17 protein-coding genes and 1 riboswitch are annotated in these 17780 nt (G+C 49.3%); of the genes, 4 read left to right on the top strand and 13 right to left on the bottom strand.

All coding sequences use genetic code 11. The features are described 5' to 3' along the window. Positions 1-59 precede the first annotated feature (59 nt). On the top strand, positions 60-983 hold the full coding sequence (gene trhO / locus CWE09_RS12775) for an oxygen-dependent tRNA uridine(34) hydroxylase TrhO (RefSeq protein WP_126804445.1): 924 nt from the start codon (positions 60-62) through the stop codon (positions 981-983). On the opposite strand, the gene CWE09_RS12770 is transcribed toward trhO, so the two are convergent. Both CWE09_RS12770 and CWE09_RS12765 read right to left on the bottom strand, forming a co-directional pair. Next, positions 984-2276: a pyridoxal phosphate-dependent aminotransferase gene (locus CWE09_RS12770; protein WP_126804444.1), complete on the bottom strand. Its 1293-nt coding sequence runs from the start codon at positions 2274-2276 to the stop codon at positions 984-986. A 13-nt stretch (positions 2277-2289) separates the two neighbouring features. Further along, positions 2290-3609 (bottom strand): MFS transporter permease, encoded by a 1320-nt coding sequence (locus CWE09_RS12765; protein WP_126804443.1) that lies wholly within the window; start codon positions 3607-3609, stop codon positions 2290-2292. 151 nt (positions 3610-3760) lie between these two features. On the opposite strand from CWE09_RS12765, the gene CWE09_RS12760 reads away from it, so the two are divergent. Then, complete coding sequence (locus CWE09_RS12760; protein ID WP_126804442.1) at positions 3761-4570, top strand: flagellin N-terminal helical domain-containing protein; 810 nt, start codon at positions 3761-3763, stop codon at positions 4568-4570. Here the strand turns inward: CWE09_RS12760 and CWE09_RS12755 are convergent. The 8 genes from CWE09_RS12755 to trxA all read right to left on the bottom strand — a co-directional run bounded on the left by CWE09_RS12755 (position 4567) and on the right by trxA (position 12590). Next, the gene (locus CWE09_RS12755) at positions 4567-5343 is read right to left on the bottom strand and encodes a phosphotransferase (RefSeq protein WP_126804441.1); all 777 of its coding nucleotides are present in this window, start codon (positions 5341-5343) and stop codon (positions 4567-4569) included. The genes CWE09_RS12760 and CWE09_RS12755 overlap by 4 nt on opposite strands. Further along, positions 5343-5936 (bottom strand): nicotinamide riboside transporter PnuC, encoded by a 594-nt coding sequence (pnuC, locus tag CWE09_RS12750; protein ID WP_126804440.1) that lies wholly within the window; start codon positions 5934-5936, stop codon positions 5343-5345. The genes CWE09_RS12755 and pnuC overlap by 1 nt, the downstream gene beginning before the upstream one ends. Continuing rightward, entirely contained in the window at positions 5936-6184 is a 249-nt protein-coding gene (locus tag CWE09_RS12745; RefSeq protein WP_126804439.1) for a YkoF family thiamine/hydroxymethylpyrimidine-binding protein, read from the bottom strand. The genes pnuC and CWE09_RS12745 overlap by 1 nt, the downstream gene beginning before the upstream one ends. A gap of 8 nt (positions 6185-6192) precedes the next feature. After that, the gene (locus tag CWE09_RS12740; protein ID WP_126804438.1) at positions 6193-8286 is read right to left on the bottom strand and encodes a TonB-dependent receptor; all 2094 of its coding nucleotides are present in this window, start codon (positions 8284-8286) and stop codon (positions 6193-6195) included. A 61-nt stretch (positions 8287-8347) separates the two neighbouring features. Further along, a riboswitch (TPP riboswitch) is annotated at positions 8348-8448 on the bottom strand. Positions 8449-8493: 45 nt separating this feature from the next. Beyond that, the gene (gene fre / locus CWE09_RS12735; RefSeq protein WP_126804437.1) at positions 8494-9192 is read right to left on the bottom strand and encodes an NAD(P)H-flavin reductase; all 699 of its coding nucleotides are present in this window, start codon (positions 9190-9192) and stop codon (positions 8494-8496) included. Positions 9193-9199: 7 nt separating this feature from the next. After that, entirely contained in the window at positions 9200-10669 is a 1470-nt protein-coding gene (ubiD, locus tag CWE09_RS12730; protein WP_126804436.1) for a 4-hydroxy-3-polyprenylbenzoate decarboxylase, read from the bottom strand. Between the two features lie 40 nt (positions 10670-10709). After that, positions 10710-11975, bottom strand: coding sequence for a transcription termination factor Rho (rho, locus tag CWE09_RS12725; RefSeq protein WP_126804435.1), 1266 nt, complete (start codon positions 11973-11975; stop codon positions 10710-10712). 288 nt (positions 11976-12263) lie between these two features. Continuing rightward, entirely contained in the window at positions 12264-12590 is a 327-nt protein-coding gene (gene trxA / locus CWE09_RS12720; RefSeq protein ID WP_126804434.1) for a thioredoxin TrxA, read from the bottom strand. A 110-nt stretch (positions 12591-12700) separates the two neighbouring features. On the opposite strand from trxA, the gene rhlB reads away from it, so the two are divergent. Further along, entirely contained in the window at positions 12701-13981 is a 1281-nt protein-coding gene (gene rhlB / locus CWE09_RS12715; RefSeq protein WP_126804433.1) for an ATP-dependent RNA helicase RhlB, read from the top strand. Positions 13982-13997: 16 nt separating this feature from the next. Next, positions 13998-15479 (top strand): Ppx/GppA phosphatase family protein, encoded by a 1482-nt coding sequence (locus tag CWE09_RS12710; RefSeq protein WP_126804432.1) that lies wholly within the window; start codon positions 13998-14000, stop codon positions 15477-15479. On the opposite strand, the gene hemB is transcribed toward CWE09_RS12710, so the two are convergent. Genes hemB through CWE09_RS12695 form a run of 3 tightly spaced genes read right to left on the bottom strand, consistent with a single transcriptional unit; the run spans position 15476 to position 17778 of the window. Further along, the gene (gene hemB, locus CWE09_RS12705) at positions 15476-16480 is read right to left on the bottom strand and encodes a porphobilinogen synthase (RefSeq protein WP_126804431.1); all 1005 of its coding nucleotides are present in this window, start codon (positions 16478-16480) and stop codon (positions 15476-15478) included. The genes CWE09_RS12710 and hemB overlap by 4 nt on opposite strands. A 23-nt stretch (positions 16481-16503) precedes the next feature. Beyond that, positions 16504-17298 (bottom strand): TatD family hydrolase, encoded by a 795-nt coding sequence (locus CWE09_RS12700; protein WP_126804430.1) that lies wholly within the window; start codon positions 17296-17298, stop codon positions 16504-16506. Then, entirely contained in the window at positions 17299-17778 is a 480-nt protein-coding gene (locus CWE09_RS12695; RefSeq protein ID WP_126804429.1) for a hypothetical protein, read from the bottom strand. It lies immediately after the preceding gene. Positions 17779-17780: the final 2 nt, after the last annotated feature.

Raw genomic sequence — 17780 nt, 5'->3', positions numbered from 1 at the left:
CGCACCTGATAAATTTTGGCTCTGGTTTTACGTTCCAGGCTGCGAAAAGGTGATTTACCATGCAATATATCTGCGCTGCGCTCTACAAGTTTGTCGAGCTTGATAACTTTGAACAACTCCGCCAACCCCTGTATGACGCCATGCTTGCCAATCAAGTCAAAGGCACGCTTTTGCTTGCCCGTGAAGGCATCAACGGTACTATCTGCGGTACCCAATCGCAGGTCGACGCGGTGCTGGAGCACCTGCGCCAGGATCCTCGTCTAGTGGATATAGACCACAAAGAATCTCCTAGCGAAGGCCAGGCGTTTTACCGCACTAAGGTTAAACTTAAAGATGAAATCGTCACCATGGGCGTAGACTGGATAGACCCTAAACGCACCGTAGGTAACTACGTAGAAGCCCATGAATGGAATGATTTAATCAGCGACCCCGATGTACTGCTGGTGGATACGCGCAACGACTATGAAGTCTCTGTGGGCACTTTTGCAGGCGCTATCAACCCTAAGACGGAAAGCTTTCGTGAATTTCCTGAATACGTCAAAGAACATCTGGATAAGGGCAAACATAAAAAAGTTGCTATGTTCTGCACCGGTGGCATTCGCTGCGAAAAATCTACCGCTTATTTGAAAGAGCTCGGCTTTGATGATGTTTACCACCTAAAAGGCGGTATCCTGAAGTATTTAGAAGAAGTGCCAGAAGAACAAAGCCGTTGGAATGGTGAGTGTTTTGTTTTTGATCAGCGGGTTACCGTCAAGCACGGTTTAGTGCAGGGTAGCTACGATCAGTGCTACGCCTGCCGCATGCCCATTACTGAACAGGAAAAAGCATCAGAGCAGTACCAGAAAGGTATCAGCTGCCCGCACTGCTTTGACAAAACAACGCCGAGCCAGAAAGCGCGCTACGCCGAACGGGAGAAACAGATCCAACTGGCTAAAAACCGCGGCGAAGAGCATATCCGTGACGGAAAGCTAGCTGAGCACTAATCAGCTTTTACTGACAAACTCACAAAGGCGGTCGATGGCAGTTACCACTCGACCGCAATAACGACGTAAAAAGTCAGTATCCAGCTTGCTGCCCTCGGCTAATGCCTGGAGCGCTGCTTCCCCATCAAAATCGACATAAGCCAGACGTAATGAAAACTCCGTGTCGGCACGTCCAAAGCAACTACCTGGTAAACAGGCAACGCCGGTCTCTTCCAGTAAACGCTCGCAGAATTCCTGACTGGTGGTAAATCCACGTAACATCAACAGCTCCCGCAAAGGCTCAAAGCTAGGGAATAAATAAAAACCACCCTGGGGCTTAATTACCTGAGCGCCGATACTACTCAGCTGATCGTAGGCGTATCCAGCGAGAGCAGATAATACCGCACGCGAATTCTTTAAATATAAATCCATAGCCGGATGCGCTTCAAAAGCATTAATGGCGGCATATTGAATTGGCGCGCTGGTAGAAGTGAAAGTTTCGCTGGCGACTACCGCCATGGCGTCTGCCAGCCATTTAAGCTGCGGTGGAAACGCAAAAGCGCCCAGCCGCCAGCCGCCTGCTCCGGCCCATTTACTGATACCGTCGCTAATAATGGTACCTTCAGGGTAAAAACGGGCAATGGAGATATGGTCACCATTAAAGTTCACGCCTCCATAAATTTCATCGGATAGCACCAATACCCGATAACGACGAGCTACCTCTGCTATCTCACGTAACTGCTCTTCACTGTAACTTAAGCCTGTGGGGTTACTAGGGTAGTTAATAATTAACAGTCGTGGCAATTCGGGATCCTGCTCACACAATGCTTGCAGTGACTTCGCAGTAACACCCAAACCAGTATCCAGAGAAGTCGATAACCAATGCAAATTGCGACCGATAATGCGCGCCTGAGGCGCATAAGAAACCCAGCTCGGGCTTGGAATAACAAGGTCACCATAATAGGTGAGCTGCATAATAAACATTAATTCTTTGGTGCCTGGGCCTATCAGAATATTATCCGCATCATAGTCCAGTCCCTGCGTTCTTTGCAGATAACCTGAAATACCTTGGCGCAGTGCGGGCAAGCCTTTGACCGCAAGATAGTCTTTTTCTCCAGCATGCTCACGCAACGCCTGTTGTACATGAGCTGGCACCGGAAAAGGTGACTGCCCAAGGCCAAGCTTAAAAACTTCCCGCCCTTGTGCTTGTAATGCCGCACTGCGCTCATTGATAGCCACAGTGGCCGAGGGTTTCATGCCCCGCACATTCAGGTTTATCTGCACCGCTGGTGATAATCCTTGATCTGCACTCATAATAAATAACCGCCTATTCAGTAACTTTGGGTAAACGCATAGCCCGCAATGCCGCAACAAGGCCAACTACTATCAACAACCATAAAACGCTGTGAGTACCCAGCCAGGAGTCCAATGCGCCAAGCAACATGCCAAGCAACAGTAACACTCCTATCACCGTGTTACTCACTGCAGTCAGTTGCGCCCGATTATCCTGAGTGGCCATATCCACCAGATAAGTTTTCCGTCCCACCCGAGCTCCGTGATGCGCCACTGCGGCAAGGAATATTAAGCCACCACCGACCGGCAGCCAGGCCAGGGAGTCAGCAGCAAAGGAGTCTACCGCAAGGGTCAGAGCCATCACCACAACACCCATCAAAGCAGCCGCTGCCATCACATGATGACTGGCTTTATCTGACCATTTGCCCCAAAAGCGCCCGGCAAGCATACCTGCCAGACCACTGGCCAGTAACAATCCGCCCAACCCTGCAACACCGTCATTTTCCGACTGACGCTGAATCAGAACCACAATGTAAGGAATAGAAAACGCGGTAGAAACGAGCAAAGCCCGGGTAGCCACAAAGTGGCCAAAGGTTTTATCTGTCCACAATAAACGCAGCGACTTTATCGCTTCACTAATCGCGTTGCCACCACCACTGGTAGCACCTGGAACTTCCGGGATCATGGCATAACTGAAAGCGGCCAGAACCCATAACAGGGCAGCACCACCCAATAACAACACGAATAAAAGGTTGCTGCCTTCCACATCCGGCGCAAGAATAATGACTAATGCTGTCGCCAGAGTCATCAGGCCTGCGGTACTGGCGGCTAGCCCGGTCAAACGACCGCGCCGGGTCTTTGAAATAGTCTTACCTAAAACATCTTTGCTAGCGACAGAACAAATACCTCGCGCCAAACTAAATAGCGCCAGCCAGCCAACGATCCACCAGCCAAAAGCACTGCCCTCCAGCAAGAAAATACCGACAACCATAGCTAACAATGCGAATGCTTGCCCCAGGCTACCAGCCACCCAGAACCATTTACGTAGTGGTCTTTCGCGCATTTTCTGGGCGATAAACAGTTGAGGTAACAACGAAAGCGACTCACGTAGCGGCACCAACATACTGATGAAAAAAACCGGCGCCCCGGTAGCGGATAATAACCAGGGCAATACTAAACGGGCGCTGACTAACGAATCGCCGAGCTTAGTCAGTGTTAATGACCATAGATGTAGCATGAAAGCTTTCGGTTGCTCATCACAGGCATCACCCGGAATATCCTTGCACACCCGGGCGTCTTCATCCTCAGCCAGGTACTGATACATCTTCTCTGAGAGCGGCTGCTCGTCTTTCATGGATACTCCTGCTGTCTGCTTAAGCGATTAATTTAGCATGAATTTTTTAGATACTCATGAAAAGCCGGGGTGGCGTATAAAAATTGTTCAACTTTAATAAAATAAGGTTATAATCAGTTATTAAGATGTGGCTAGGACCACTGGAGAAATAATGGATATTAACAAAGCCCCCAACCTTAGCATTCTGCAATACACCATGAGTGCGCAGGACAAACGCATGGAACAAATGGCTTCCGGTAACCGGGTCAATTCCGCTGCTGATGACGCCGCTGCATTGCAAATCATTGAGCGTATGAACTCAGAAGCCAGTGCTTACCAGCGTTCTGTGCGCAACGCCTTTGATGGCATTTCGATGCTTCAGGTGGCAGAAGGCGGTATGCAGCAGATTACTAATGATCTGCAACGCATTCGTGAACTTAGTATTCAGGCTGGCAATGGCATCTTAAACGACAATGATCGCCAGGCCTTGCAGTCTGAAGTAAACGAGCTTCGGGATGGTATTTACCGCGCCATTGATACCACCTCGATGGGCGAGCAAAACCTGCTGAATGAGGAAGTGGAACGCGGCTTTATGGTCGGTAGCGGGCGCGGTGGCGAAGAACAGCGTATGACCGTTAGCGGCGCTGACTTAAGAGCCCGCGGCCTCGATGCACTGGATGCTATTGATCTCACATCCAGTCAGGGAGCTATGGACGCTATCAGCAGTGTTGATCAAATGAGCGAGACTGTTGATAAAACACGCGCCGAATTTGGAGCACAGCAAAGCGCTTTCATGAGCGCGGTTAATAACCTGACTTCAGCGGATGTGAACACGCAAGCTGCCCGCTCGCGCATTCGCGACCTGGACTATGCTCAGGCTACTGCTGAAAGTACCCGTAACTCGATATTGTCGCAGGCCAATATTGCAGTGCTGGGGCAGGCTAACTTACAACGTAATCAGGTGCTTAATTTACTCGATTAAGTTTTTTGCAGCGCATACCAGAGCTCATTCAGTATGCCCACTAAAGCGCGCCAGGAAGCTATCTCGCCGGGTGTCACCTCACTATTGCTGGCTTGACTGTAATAGTGACATAACAGCTGCACCTGAGCCTGTTGCAGCTCATTGATTTCAATACAGGAAGCGATATCAAAATAGGGGTGTCCGTAACCGGCGTATTCCCAGTCGACAACTTTCACGGGCTCACTGAGCAAAATATGATCCAGTGACAAGTCATTATGGCAAAAACAGCCACCCTCTTTATCCCAGTCCCGGACCAGCCCGCTAAAATGTTGTAACTGTTCTAAATAGGCTTGAGCAAGTTGCGGTGCATTATGCGCCAGACTATCGCAATAATGGCTGATGCGATCATACAACGACCAATTATTAAGCCTCGGCTTACAATGGTGAATCCGCCACAGTGTATTGGCCAGAATTTGCATGCGACTGCGTTCATCCATAACACTCTGCTTTAATGTCGCCGCATTCTCCCAAACGAAAAGTACCAGCTCATAATTATCGCTGGCATATTCAATTGCAGGGCACAAATCCAGTTCGCTTAACTGCCGCTGCAGACTGACCTCAGCACTTCGGTCAATCTGGTTACGTTGCTCCGAGCGCTGGGCCTTCAGGAAGTACGTTGTCTCTTGATTACTGATTTTCCAGCTGCTATTTACTTCGCCACCATTAAGTTTTTTAGCTTCCCACTCACCTTCCAGTGGTAGCTGCTTCAATAACTCATGAATATCAGTTTTCATCAGTTACGCACCATATCCTGACGCCAGCGCCAAAATGCGATGACGACCATCACTGTGTACAAAGCAAACAGGAGTGCTGTGGCATAAAAGCCTTTGCTCCAGAATAAAAACACATAAAACGAGTCTATCACCAGCCAGTAGTACCAGGTTTCCAGTATTTTTTTCGTTACCAGGAAGGTAGCGAAAAAACTAAAAACAGTGGTAAAGGTGTCCAGGTAAACTTCTTCTGCATCCGTGTAATGGGTCAGCAACCAGACGATGCACAGGCTTAATACACTCAACACAATGATACTGTATAAATGCCAGCGCCAGTTCAGTTGGGTGACCTTAAGCTCTGCATTTTTACCAGGAGCACCGCGCTTCCACTGCCAGAAACCGTATGCGGCCATAACCAAATAAAAGGCCTGTAGCAGGCTCTCCATATATAGTCGGGCATCGGCAAACAGCACTGTGTATATAACGGCTCCAATAGCTGCCGCAGGCCAGCACCAGAGGCTCTGACGAATTGCCAGGGTCAGATAAGCAATCGCCAGAACTACTGCCAGCAACTCCCAGGGAGAGGATAGCATCAGCGCATCAAGAAACGCTGCCATTAAGGCCTGAGATCGCTATTAATGAACTTGCATACCAGAACCTGACTGGGCACCTTCTGGTAAACCCGCTCCAGTTCTTTAGTGAGCACTTCCATCACTATCTTATAATCACCAAATATTTGCGTGCTCATAGTGTTGGTATTGACGACCAGATCGGGGTAGGTCGCCAGGCGCTCTACAAAGTCTTTTATTACGGGCCGATACTCATCGGCCAATGGATATAAAGATATTTCAGCAGAAAATTGCATACCTACCTCTAGAAACTATAACGTGCAGTTAAACCGAACCGACGCGGTTCCCCGTATTGCACATACGACGCCGGCGCATATTCGTCACGAGGGTCATTACCGAAACTAAACCCACGAGTTTCATAATCTTCATTCAGCAGGTTGCGCGCCCATAAGCTAAACAACCAGTCTCCGAATTCATAGTTAAGTCGTGCATGCACTAACTGATAGGCCGATGACTTATCATCATGAGAATTAGAGAAATAGAAACTATCGCGGCCATCCACTTCAACCCGCAGCTGCAAACCTGGTAGCAACGCAAATTCGCCACCAGCATGGAACTGATAAGCAGGTGCATGCGCCTGCGAACGGCCGGTGATGTTTTCACCGTCTTCCAGCACGAAGTCACGTAATTCAGTTTGCAGTAAACCCAGGCTGGCAAACCAGCGCATACGGTCAGTGGGCAGATAGTCAAACTCGGCTTCCACACCGTAATTTATACCTGATGAGGCGTTGTCCAGATAAGAAACAAACTGCTGATCACGCTCCACATAAGCGCTGACCTGCATATCATCGCGCCAGCTGTAAAAAGCAGTCAAGTGAACGCCCATGCTTTGTTCTGGGAAGAACGCCCGGTAACCGGCTTCGGTGCTGATTAAAAGCTCAGGTGCAAAGGTAGCCCGTGATTCCAAAAACTCGCTGACCTCACTAAGCCCGTCATCACTTGCTCGACCCAGGGCTTCGCCATTCACTCCACCTTGCTTAAAACCACGGGCCACTGAAACATACACCTGCTGTTCGTTATCCAGTTCATATTGCAGGCTGGCACGACCACCCCAGGTGGTATCACTCGGGTTGGCTTCAATGCCCCGGCTATCAATATAGTCATTATCATAACCTTGCAGCCGAAGACCGTAACTGGCATGAAGGCGAGGAGTCCACTGTTGTTGCAGTTCACCATAAACAGCCCAGGTCTGAGTTTCATACTCGCTGCTGAAAGGAGCAACCAGATAAGTATACTCACGGGTTAAGTCGGTGTCGTTGCTGCGCAGGTAGGCACCTGCTACCCAGTCGGTAACTGTACCAAAAAGATTAACAGGCTCTGTTGACAACCAGCGCGCCTCTGCGGTCAGGTCGTCACGCTCGCGGAAATAGGCGTCAAAAGAGCTGTATTCCCAACCCGGTGCAATACCTACGTAAGACCAGTCTTCATCAAAGCTGTACTCACTATCTGCAGTCAGTGCACTCAACGAAAGCTGTATTTCACTGCCCTGCAGTCCGCTCCAATTGGCCTGTACCCTGCCCGCATGGCTATCCAGCGTATCGCGACCAGGTTCATCTGAAAGGGTATCGCGGTTTTGATCCAGCGACCAAGCATCATAACCGTTGTCGATATCAAAGCGATGATAGGTAAAATGCATGTCCAGTGTTTGCGACACCTGCCAGAGCATGTTCAGCCGTGCTGTCAGTTCATCCTGATTTTGCGTATCACTGCGGCCCAGATGGATGTTTTCCATAAAGCCGTCACTGCTATGTAATTGCAGTGAGCCCCGGGCGCTAAGGTTCTCATTAACAGCCCCACCAAACGCCAGACCTGAACTGTAAGTGTTGTAGTTCGCCATACTCAATTCCAGCTCACCACTGGTCGCATCTGAAACCGGTGTACTGCTCAGATAAATCATGCCAGCCATGGCATCCGCGCCGAAACGAGTACTTTGCGGACCACGGAATACTTCTACCTGCGCGATATCAAACAAAGTACCAGCAGCGCCCAGGCCACTGTAATTAATGCCGTCAATGATTAAGCCAACAGAAGGACTGATGGGGTCTACAAACTGACTGCGCTCACCAATACCTCTAATCTGGAAAAAGCTAGCGCGTGAGGCACCGGCGGCCAGATTCACATTGGGCGCCATATTGAGGCTTTCTTCGAGGTGCTCAGCCTGACGCTGACGCATGTCTTCGCCACTTAAAACGCTGACACTACCAGGCAAATCTTCAATACCCTGCGCACGAAAGTCACCGACGACGGTGATACGCTCAATAGACGCGTCATCATCCGCAAGCGCCAGTGTCGGCGCCAGAAGCATTGCAATAGCTGTACTTAGAATTGATTTTTTCATGGTGGATCTCGTCTTTAACTAAAAAAAAAGATGAGATCCGGTTACGGGCAGACTATATAGTTACGAATTGTATGACCAATCCCTACGCCAGTATTAACCGGATCAGGTAAAAAGGGTTCGCTTAGCATCTCAGCCTGTATCCAGGCACCCCTTGGCATATTTGCATATGTGCTTGCAAGATCAGCGGCAGTATAGCCGAACTGATATTTAAATAAAACTTAAGGCATCACCGTATAGCTGGTTTTCTGGTAACCCACGCTGAATAAATTCATCCCGGACCACTCGCACCATTTCAAAGCGCCCAGCGACATAAATATCCAGCGCTTCCAGATTAGCAAAATCACCTAATACAGCATGGTGAACCAGACCTCGGCTATGTTCCCATTCCGCCGGAGGCGACTCCAGTACCGGTCGATAACTAAAGTTCTCATGCATACGCTGCATTTGCTCCAGCTGTTCATGCAGGTACAGATCGTTCAACTGCCGAGCTCCCCAATACAGCACAACATGGCGCGGATCGGTACTCGACAAGTGATGTTGTAAAATTGACCAGACATAGGAAAATCCGGTGCCTCCGGCTACTAAAACCATAGCCCGCTCACTGGCAGCACGATAATGAGCGCTACCTAATGGAGCTTCCACCTTGATTTCACCCTCGGTCTGCATCAATTCAACGACTTCGGTAGAGTACGGGTTATCTTCAGCAACACCGATATGCAGTTCGAGACGATTCTGATCAGCGGGCATAGATGCAATAGAAAAAGGTCGTTTGTCGTTTTCACCCATCACAACCTGTAAATACTGCCCGGCATAAAACACGACCGGCGCAGAAGGTGTTAATTCCACACGATACACCTGGGGTGTCATTAACTTCATGCTTTTTACTTCACAACGCAATACTGACATAGACCGCCTATCCTAAAATATTTAACTCGTGCCAAAGCTCATCAACGCGCTTTTTCACATCTTCACTCATAACAATGGGTTCGCCCCATTCACGGTCAGTTTCACCCGGCCATTTATTCGTCGCATCCATGCCCATTTTTGAACCCAGACCGGAAACCGGTGATGCAAAATCCAGGTAATCAATAGGCGTATTTTCTACTAATACCGTGTCCCTGGCCGGATCCATGCGCGTGGTAATCGCCCAGATCACATCTTTCCAGTCACGGGCATCGATATCGTCATCGCAGACCACAACAAATTTGGTGTACATAAACTGCCGCAGAAACGACCAGACCCCCATCATGACGCGTTTAGCATGGCCCGGATACTGCTTCTTCATGGTTACTACGGCCATACGATAAGAACAGCCTTCAGGCGGCAGATAAAAATCTACAATTTCTGGAAACTGCTTTTGCAAAATTGGAATAAAGACTTCATTCAGAGCCACACCTAACACCGCGGGTTCATCCGGTGGGCGTCCCGTATAGGTCGTATGGTAGATAGGTTCTTTACGATGGGTGATGTGAGTCACGGTAAATACCGGGAACTCATCCACTTCATTGTAATAGCCGGTGTGATCGCCATAAGGCCCTTCGGGAGCCGTTTCTCCGGCCTCAATGTAGCCTTCCAGAATAATTTCAGCGTGCGCTGGTACCTGCAAGTCGTTGCTCACAGACTTCACCACTTCGGTTTTACCGTCCCGTAATAAACCTGCGAAGGCATACTCGGATAAGGTGTCAGGTACCGGGGTAACCGCACCCAGAATAGTGGCAGGATCGGCTCCTAAAGCGACAGAAACAGGAAAACGCTCGCCAGGGTTCTGTTTACAGAATTCCTGAAAATCCAAAGCACCACCACGATGGCTTAACCAACGCATAATAAGTTTGTTCTTGCCCAGCTTCTGCTGCCGGTAAATACCCAGATTCTGACGTTTTTTATGCGGACCCCGAGTGACCGTAAGGCCCCAGGTAATCAGTGGCGCGGCATCACCAGGCCAGCAGGTCTGGATAGGAATAGTATCTAAGTCAACCTCATCACCACTTAACACCACTTGCTGGCAGGGCGCTTTTTTAATGACTTTGGGGGCCATGCTGAGAACTTTTTTCAATAACGGCAGTTTATTCACTGCGTCTTTGAAACCACTGGGAGGCTCAGGCTCTTTTAAGTAGGCAAGTAACTTACCCACATCGCGCAGGGCGCTTAAACTTTCCTGGCCCATGCCTTTGGCAACCCGATCCGGCGTACCAAAAAGGTTTGCCAGTACTGGCATCTGATGCCCTTTGACGTTCTCAAACAACAACGCCGGCCCACCCGCTTTCAGGGTACGGTCGGCGATTTCTGTCATTTCCAGATAAGGGTCTATCTCGTGGGTAATACGTTTAAGCTCACCCTGACTTTCCAGCTGCGCCAGAAAGTCACGTAGGTCCTGATACTTCATAGCGACTTGAATGCCTCTAGTGCAGCGCCAGTATGACTACTTAGCTTTTCTGGCGCTTCATCGATTCGAAGAATTCATCATTGGTCTTAGTCATCACTAAGCGGTCAATTAAGAATTCCATGGCTTCAATTTCATTCATAGGATGTACGATTTTACGTAAAATCCACATCTTCTGCAGCTCGTCTGGCGTGGTCAAAAGCTCTTCACGACGGGTGCCTGAACGATTGAAGTCGATAGCAGGGAATACACGTTTCTCGGCGATTTTACGATTTAAGTGCAGCTCCATATTACCGGTGCCTTTAAACTCTTCGTAAATGACTTCATCCATTTTTGAGCCGGTATCAATCAGTGCCGTTGCAATGATAGTCAGGCTGCCGCCCTCTTCAACATTACGCGCCGCACCAAAGAAACGTTTTGGACGATGCAGTGCGTTGGCATCCACACCACCGGTCAGTACTTTACCTGAACTTGGGATAACTGTGTTGTAGGCACGTGCAAGACGGGTAATGGAATCCAGCAGAATAACCACATCACGTTTGTGTTCAACCAGGCGTTTGGCTTTTTCAATCACCATCTCAGCAACCTGAACGTGACGGCTGGCAGGTTCATCAAAGGTAGAAGCAATGACTTCGCCTTTTACCAGACGGCTCATCTCGGTCACTTCTTCCGGACGCTCATCAATGAGCAGTACCATAAGATCGCAATCCGGATGATTCGCTGCAATGGACTGGGCTATGTTCTGCAGTAGCAGGGTTTTACCTGCTTTAGGCGGTGCTACCACCAAACCACGTTGCCCTTTGCCGATAGGGGAAGCTAAATCCAGTATACGCGCCGTAATATCTTCAGTAGAACCGTTGCCACGCTCCATCACCATGCGCTCTTCTGCATGTAACGGGGTCAGGTTTTCAAAAAGAATTTTATTACGGGAGTTTTCTGGCTTATCAAAGTTTACTTCGCGGATTTTTAGCAGGGCAAAATAACGTTCACCGTCTTTGGGCGGCCGGATTTTACCCGCCACCGTATCGCCAGTGCGCAAGTTAAACCTGCGGATCTGGCTGGGCGACACGTAAATGTCATCAGGCCCGGCAAGGTACGAAGAGTCACCGGAGCGCAAAAAGCCAAAGCCGTCCTGCAAAATCTCGAGGACGCCATCGCCAAAAATATCTTCACCACTTTTGGCATGGGCTTTTAAAATTGAGAATATAATGTCTTGCTTACGCAAGCGGGCGGTATTATCCAGGCCCAGACTGGTGGCCAACTCAACGAGTTCGCTGATAGGCTTGTTTTTCAGTTCTGTCAGATTCATAAGCGGTAGGTCTTGAGAAGTTATCTACAGTTGGTACGGGTTGTTGTGAATGCATTAAGCGTAAATAAGCCTAATGCAGCTAAGTGCTGAATTTTACTAAAATATTAAATACTTTCGACCGCAGAGGCTGGTCTAAAGGGTAGCTGCAAGAGTTCAGGAAACGGCAGCTTCAGAAACGATATTGGTTTAAATTAACACCTATTTTCAAAGACGTCCAGTTTTTCAGCGTAAGCAAACGCGGATACCGAAAATTTCTCAGTATTCGCGTCGCTTCAACCGGCAAATTTATCAGACATGCTCACTAATAAATTCACTTAACTGCGCTTTCGACATAGCACCTACTTTAGTACCCACAACTTCACCGCCTTTGAACAGCAGCAGAGTAGGAATACCACGGATACCATACTTAGGCGGTGTTTCATTATTGTGGTCGACATTCAGTTTGCCAATAGTCAACTTGCCTTCAAACTCAGTGGCAATGTCATCCAGAATTGGCGCAATCATCTTACAAGGTCCACACCACTCAGCCCAAAAATCTACAAGGACTGGTTGATCAGCGTTAATTACGTCGGCGTCAAAGCTCTCGTCGCTCAGCTGAACAATTTTGTCGCTCATGGTACTCTCCGGTCGTTTTACACAGCAAGGAAGCTGCGTTTTAAAGTTAGACTACATATTTAATCATTTCTGTTTTTTATTGCAAGCACAAACCTGATATGCTGAGCGCCATGAGCGAAAAACACCTAACCGAAACCAAGTTTGCCAGTCTTGGATTGCATCCCAATGTTTTAGATGCCCTAGATAAAGCTGGCTTCACCTACTGTACTCCGATCCAAGAGCTTAGTTTGCCTCTTGCCCTGCAGGGTAAAGATGTGGCCGGACAAGCCCAAACCGGGACCGGTAAAACCATTGCTTTTCTGGTGGCTATATTCAACCACCTGATGACAACGGAACGTAAGGATCCAGCATCCAAACAACCCCGTGCTCTGGTCATGGCACCGACCCGCGAACTGGCCGTACAGATCCACAATGACGCCGAAGAACTGGCTAAGCAATGTGGTTTGAAACTGGCCGTTGTATATGGTGGTGAAAACTACGAAGCCCAGCGTGCACAGCTGGCTGAAGGCGTTGACGTACTCGTCGGCACCTGCGGCCGCCTTATCGATTATTGCAAGCAGGGCGTATATAAATTAGATGCCATCGACGTAGTTGTTCTGGACGAAGCGGACCGTATGTTTGACCTCGGTTTCATCGATGACATACGCTACATGTTCCGGCAAATGACAGCGCCGGCAGACCGTCTGAATATGCTCTTTTCAGCTACACTTTCACTGCGTGTAAAAGAGCTGGCTTATGAGCATATGAACGAGCCTACCAGCGTCGAAATTGAACCCGAACAAATGACCGGTGCACGCATCGAAGAAGAGCTTTTTTACCCCTCAAAACCGGATAAAATTAAGCTTTTACTGACCCTTATTGAAGAGGATTGGCCGGACAAGGCAATCGTTTTTTCCAATACAAAACATGGCTGCGATAAGGTCTATCAGTGGCTAAAAGCAGACCGTCACCGTGTCGGATTGTTAACCGGCGATGTTCCACAACGTAAGCGTCTTAAAATTCTGGAAGACTTTACCAGTGGTGTTATTGATATTCTGGTAGCAACTGATGTGGCCGCTCGCGGTTTACACATTCCATCGGTGAGTCATGTATTTAACTTTGACCTGCCGGACGACTGCGAAGATTATGTGCATCGCATCGGCCGTACAGGTCGCGCTGGCAAGAGCGGTAAGGCGATCAGCCTGGCCTGTGAGGAATATGTGTACAATCTGCCAGCTATCGAAGATTATATTAAGCACCCCATACCGGTAACTAAATATGATCCCGAAGCCTTACTGGAAGATGTACCTAAGCCGCATTTCCCACAAAAGCGGCGTATGCAAAGCGGCAAGAACTATAACCGCCGTCACTCTGGACCTAAGCGCCAGGGACAGAACCGTAGACCTGGCTAAGAACAGCGGCTGACGTATGCGTTCTAAAGCCTACTACGCTGCTATCGACCTGGGTTCCAACAGCTTCCATATGCTGGTGGTCCGGGTCGTTGCTGGCAGCGTACAGGTAGTTAGTAAAATCAAACGCAAAGTTCGTCTTGCCGCTGGTCTCACTGATGATGGCGAACTTAGCGAAGACGCGAAACAAAGAGCTATCGATTGCCTGCGCATTTTCTCTGACCGCGTGCAGGATATTGACCCTTCCCATATACGGGCCGTTGGCACAGCCACACTGCGCAAGATAGCTCAGGACAAAGACTTTCTGGCTCACGCCGAAAATACCCTCGGGCACCCTATCCAAATCATTAGTGGCGATGAAGAAGCCGCTACTATATATCAGGGCATCGCCCACACCACCGCTTTCAAAGGGCGCATGCTGGTTATCGATATTGGTGGTGCCAGCACTGAACTGGTGCTTGGGTCCGGCTTTACACCGCAACTGCTAAACAGCCTCGATATGGGCTGCGTAACCTGGTATAGCAAGTATTTTAACGATGGTGCGATTAATAGCGAAAATACAATCGCCGCTATCAACGGCGCAACTGAAACTCTGCGGCCCTTCTTTGACGCCTATAACGGGCAGCAGTGGTCATTGGTGCTGGGCGCTTCCGGCACGTTTAAAGCCTTGCAGGAAATAGCTGAAGCAAAAGGCGCTAACAATACCTTTAAACTGCAATGGATGGAGCAGCTTTTGGAACAGGCTATCGCCTGCGGTCACCATCAGCAGCTGCAGATAGAGGGCCTCGCCGACAATCGCAAAGCTGTCTTCGTCAGCGGTTTATGCATTCTCATTGCCCTGTGCAGAAATCTTACGATTAAATCCCTGCAATCGACCAGTGGAGCACTGCGCGAAGGTATTCTGTATAGCATGCTGGAACCGATACAGCAGCAGGATGTCCAGTTGCGGACACTACACAGCCTGGTCGCCAATTATCATCTGGATGAAGATCAGTCGTTACGGGTATTCAGTCTGGCAGAGAATTTTTATCGTCAGCTGGAAGGGCAATGGACTATGCCGCCGCATAGCCTGCGGCTGCTACGAGCCGCTTCCTACTTGCATGAACTGGGCCTCAGCCTGTCTTATAAGCAGGCCAGTAGCCATGCGACTTACATGCTGCGTCATTTAGATCTACCGGGCTTTGATCAAGCAGCCCGTGCTGCGCTGATTGAGCTGCTTGCCGCTACCGCTGGCATTATTGACGATGAGAAATCGTCACAGTTTGCAAGCAGCAGCCAGCCTATGCGCCACCTGACCCGCCTACTACGTCTGGCCATCATGTGCTGCCAACGCCGCTGCGACAGTAGCATCACTAACTACCAGGTAGCCGTTAACAACGGCATCCTGACCCTGTCAGCTACTACTGGTTTTTTCGATGGCAACCCCTTCCTGCTGAGCTTACTGCAAGATGAAGCAGAACAGTTGCCTGACGGCGAACAACTACAACTAAAAGCTCGTTAAGTGTTGCCTTGCAGGTGTTCTGCAACCCGTTTAGCAAAATAGGTTAGAATTCCATCAGCCCCGGCCCGTTTAAACGCAAGCAGCCCTTCAAAAATAGTGTCGTCACCCAGCCAGCCGTTTTCTATAGCTGCCATATGCATGGCATATTCGCCACTCACCTGATAAGCAAAAGTAGGCACGCCGAACTCTTCTTTCACACGGCGTACCACGTCCAGATAGGGCATGCCGGGTTTGACCATGACCATATCTGCACCTTCTTCAATATCCATAGCAACTTCATGCAAAGCCTCGTCGCTATTGGCGGGATCCATCTGGTAGGTCTTTTTATCAGCACCTTTCAGGTTGGCCGCTGAACCCACCGCATCGCGAAAAGGCCCATAGTAGGCCGAAGCATATTTAGCCGAATACGCCATAATCTGAGTATTCTGAAAGCCCGCCGCTTCCAAGGCTTCACGAATAGCCCCAATGCGGCCGTCCATCATATCTGAAGGCGCCACCACATCAGCACCAGCTTTAGCATGGGACAACGCCTGTTTTACCAGAATCTCGGTAGTGAGGTCATTCTGCACATAACCACTGTCGTCCAGAATGCCATCCTGCCCATGACTGGTGAACGGATCCAGAGCTACATCGGTCATAATTCCCAGCTCAGGACAGGCCGCTTTAACGGCACGTACAGCGCGCTGCGCCAACCCTTCATCATCGTAGGCTGCTTCCGCCAATAATGACTTATCGGCTGCCGGCGTCACCGGAAAGATAGCAATCATAGGAATCCCCAGGTCTACCAGGAGATGAGCTTCTTTCACCAGTAAATCAATGGATAAACGTTCCACACCAGGCATAGAGCTGATCAGCTCACGTTGCCCTTCGCCAGGTAACACAAACATGGGATATATCAGATCATCGACACTTAATTTATGTTCGCTAACCAAACGTCGGCTGAAATCATGCCGGCGCAGGCGACGTAAACGACGGTTCGGAAAACCACTGTATATGCTCATCAGATATCCTTAAAAAACAAAAATCAGCCCCAGTCACTAAACAGGCGCTGCGCGTTCGTGGTCGTTAACTCTTGTAGCTGGCTCAGCGAGTGACCTGTTAGTTCGGCCAGACGCTCAGCAATATATGGCAGATACGCGGGCTCATTCTGCCGCGATTTAGGTCTTGGCCGTATATTACGCGGCAATAAATAAGGTGCATCCGTCTCGAGTAGCAAGCGCTGACTATCAATATTAGCTGCCGCTCCAGCCAAATCCTGGCCACGGCGCTCATCGCAGAGCCAGCCGGTAATGCCTATATAACAATCTAATGCCTGATAAGCTTCCAGCGCATTGTTATCGCCGGTAAAACAATGGGTAAAAAGCGCCACCAGCTCAGATCGGGCTGGCTTGAGTATTGCAAGCTGGTCCTGCAGGGCATCTCGCTCATGCAGGTACAATGGTAGCCCAAGTTCTGCGGCCACCTCTACCTGAGCGGAGAATACCCTGCGCTGGATATCTGGTGGAGAGAAGTTTCGATTGTAGTCCAGACCACATTCACCAATAGCCCGCACAGCAGGATGCTGAGCCAGCTCTTTTAATTGCTGAATAAAATCAGAGGGCGCTTTCGCAGCCTGGTGCGGATGAATACCCACAGTTACCACACAACGAGGATCCTGCTCAGCAAACGCGATAGCGCGTCGTGCTTCTTCCAGATCAGAAGCAATCAATACGAAACGCGTAACCTGTTGCTCAACCGCTCTTTGTAAGGTCAGTTTAAAGGCTTCTGTCTGCTCCTGCGGAGGCATATTAAGCCCTGCATCAACCCATACTCCAGCCATTTAATTAGCCCGGCGCACCCGCGTGGTTCTATTATTGCTATCAGAACCCAAATGAAAAGAACCAAGCGCGCCTCGTTCAATATAATAAGCTGCATCGTCGCTTAAAACAAAAGAGCGCAGTACCTCTGTTTGATGCCATTCCTGACCTTCAGCTGTTCTGAAGCGCCAGGCTCCACGAGGGTTTTGCCACTTGTCTATTATGTCGATATAAATCTTATCTTCAGTTTCTTTCTTAGTACGATTTTCCAGTCCAAATTCTGACCGACTTTGAGAAATCGGCGTCACAATCTGCTCAGCTTGTTCCGTAGAATTTTCGTCCCCCTGCAACTGTTGGGCAAGCTCGTCATAACAATCAAGACGCTGAACCGCCCCCTGAATAAGATTACACTCCACCAACTGCTGCTCAAAACCAGCACCCTCAGCCAAAGCCGATAAGGGCAATAAAAACGTCAATATGCCTGCCAAACAATACTTGATCATAC

This window comes from Aliidiomarina minuta, assembly GCF_003987145.1.
Classification (GTDB): Bacteria; Pseudomonadota; Gammaproteobacteria; order Enterobacterales; family Alteromonadaceae; genus Aliidiomarina; species Aliidiomarina minuta.
Note: the sequence above shows the minus strand (reverse complement) of the source record. Positions and strands in the feature narration are given on the sequence as shown.

Bases quoted from the DNA above. Each gene is read 5' to 3' on its own strand.
- CWE09_RS12760 (WP_126804442.1), top strand. From the start codon at position 3,761: ATGGATATTAACAAAGCCCCCAACCTTAGCATTCTGCAATACACCATG.
- trxA (WP_126804434.1), bottom strand. From the start codon at position 12,590: ATGAGCGACAAAATTGTTCAGCTGAGCGACGAGAGCTTTGACGCCGAC.
- CWE09_RS12755 (WP_126804441.1), bottom strand. From the start codon at position 5,343: ATGAAAACTGATATTCATGAGTTATTGAAGCAGCTACCACTGGAAGGT.
- pnuC (WP_126804440.1), bottom strand. From the start codon at position 5,936: ATGGCAGCGTTTCTTGATGCGCTGATGCTATCCTCTCCCTGGGAGTTG.
- rhlB (WP_126804433.1), top strand. From the start codon at position 12,701: ATGAGCGAAAAACACCTAACCGAAACCAAGTTTGCCAGTCTTGGATTG.
- CWE09_RS12700 (WP_126804430.1), bottom strand. From the start codon at position 17,298: ATGGCTGGAGTATGGGTTGATGCAGGGCTTAATATGCCTCCGCAGGAG.
- ubiD (WP_126804436.1), bottom strand. From the start codon at position 10,669: ATGAAGTATCAGGACCTACGTGACTTTCTGGCGCAGCTGGAAAGTCAG.
- fre (WP_126804437.1), bottom strand. From the start codon at position 9,192: ATGTCAGTATTGCGTTGTGAAGTAAAAAGCATGAAGTTAATGACACCC.
- CWE09_RS12765 (WP_126804443.1), bottom strand. From the start codon at position 3,609: ATGAAAGACGAGCAGCCGCTCTCAGAGAAGATGTATCAGTACCTGGCT.
- CWE09_RS12695 (WP_126804429.1), bottom strand. From the start codon at position 17,778: ATGATCAAGTATTGTTTGGCAGGCATATTGACGTTTTTATTGCCCTTA.
- CWE09_RS12740 (WP_126804438.1), bottom strand. From the start codon at position 8,286: ATGAAAAAATCAATTCTAAGTACAGCTATTGCAATGCTTCTGGCGCCG.
- rho (WP_126804435.1), bottom strand. From the start codon at position 11,975: ATGAATCTGACAGAACTGAAAAACAAGCCTATCAGCGAACTCGTTGAG.
- CWE09_RS12770 (WP_126804444.1), bottom strand. From the start codon at position 2,276: ATGAGTGCAGATCAAGGATTATCACCAGCGGTGCAGATAAACCTGAAT.
- CWE09_RS12745 (WP_126804439.1), bottom strand. From the start codon at position 6,184: ATGCAATTTTCTGCTGAAATATCTTTATATCCATTGGCCGATGAGTAT.
- trhO (WP_126804445.1), top strand. From the start codon at position 60: ATGCAATATATCTGCGCTGCGCTCTACAAGTTTGTCGAGCTTGATAAC.
- hemB (WP_126804431.1), bottom strand. From the start codon at position 16,480: ATGAGCATATACAGTGGTTTTCCGAACCGTCGTTTACGTCGCCTGCGC.
- CWE09_RS12710 (WP_126804432.1), top strand. From the start codon at position 13,998: ATGCGTTCTAAAGCCTACTACGCTGCTATCGACCTGGGTTCCAACAGC.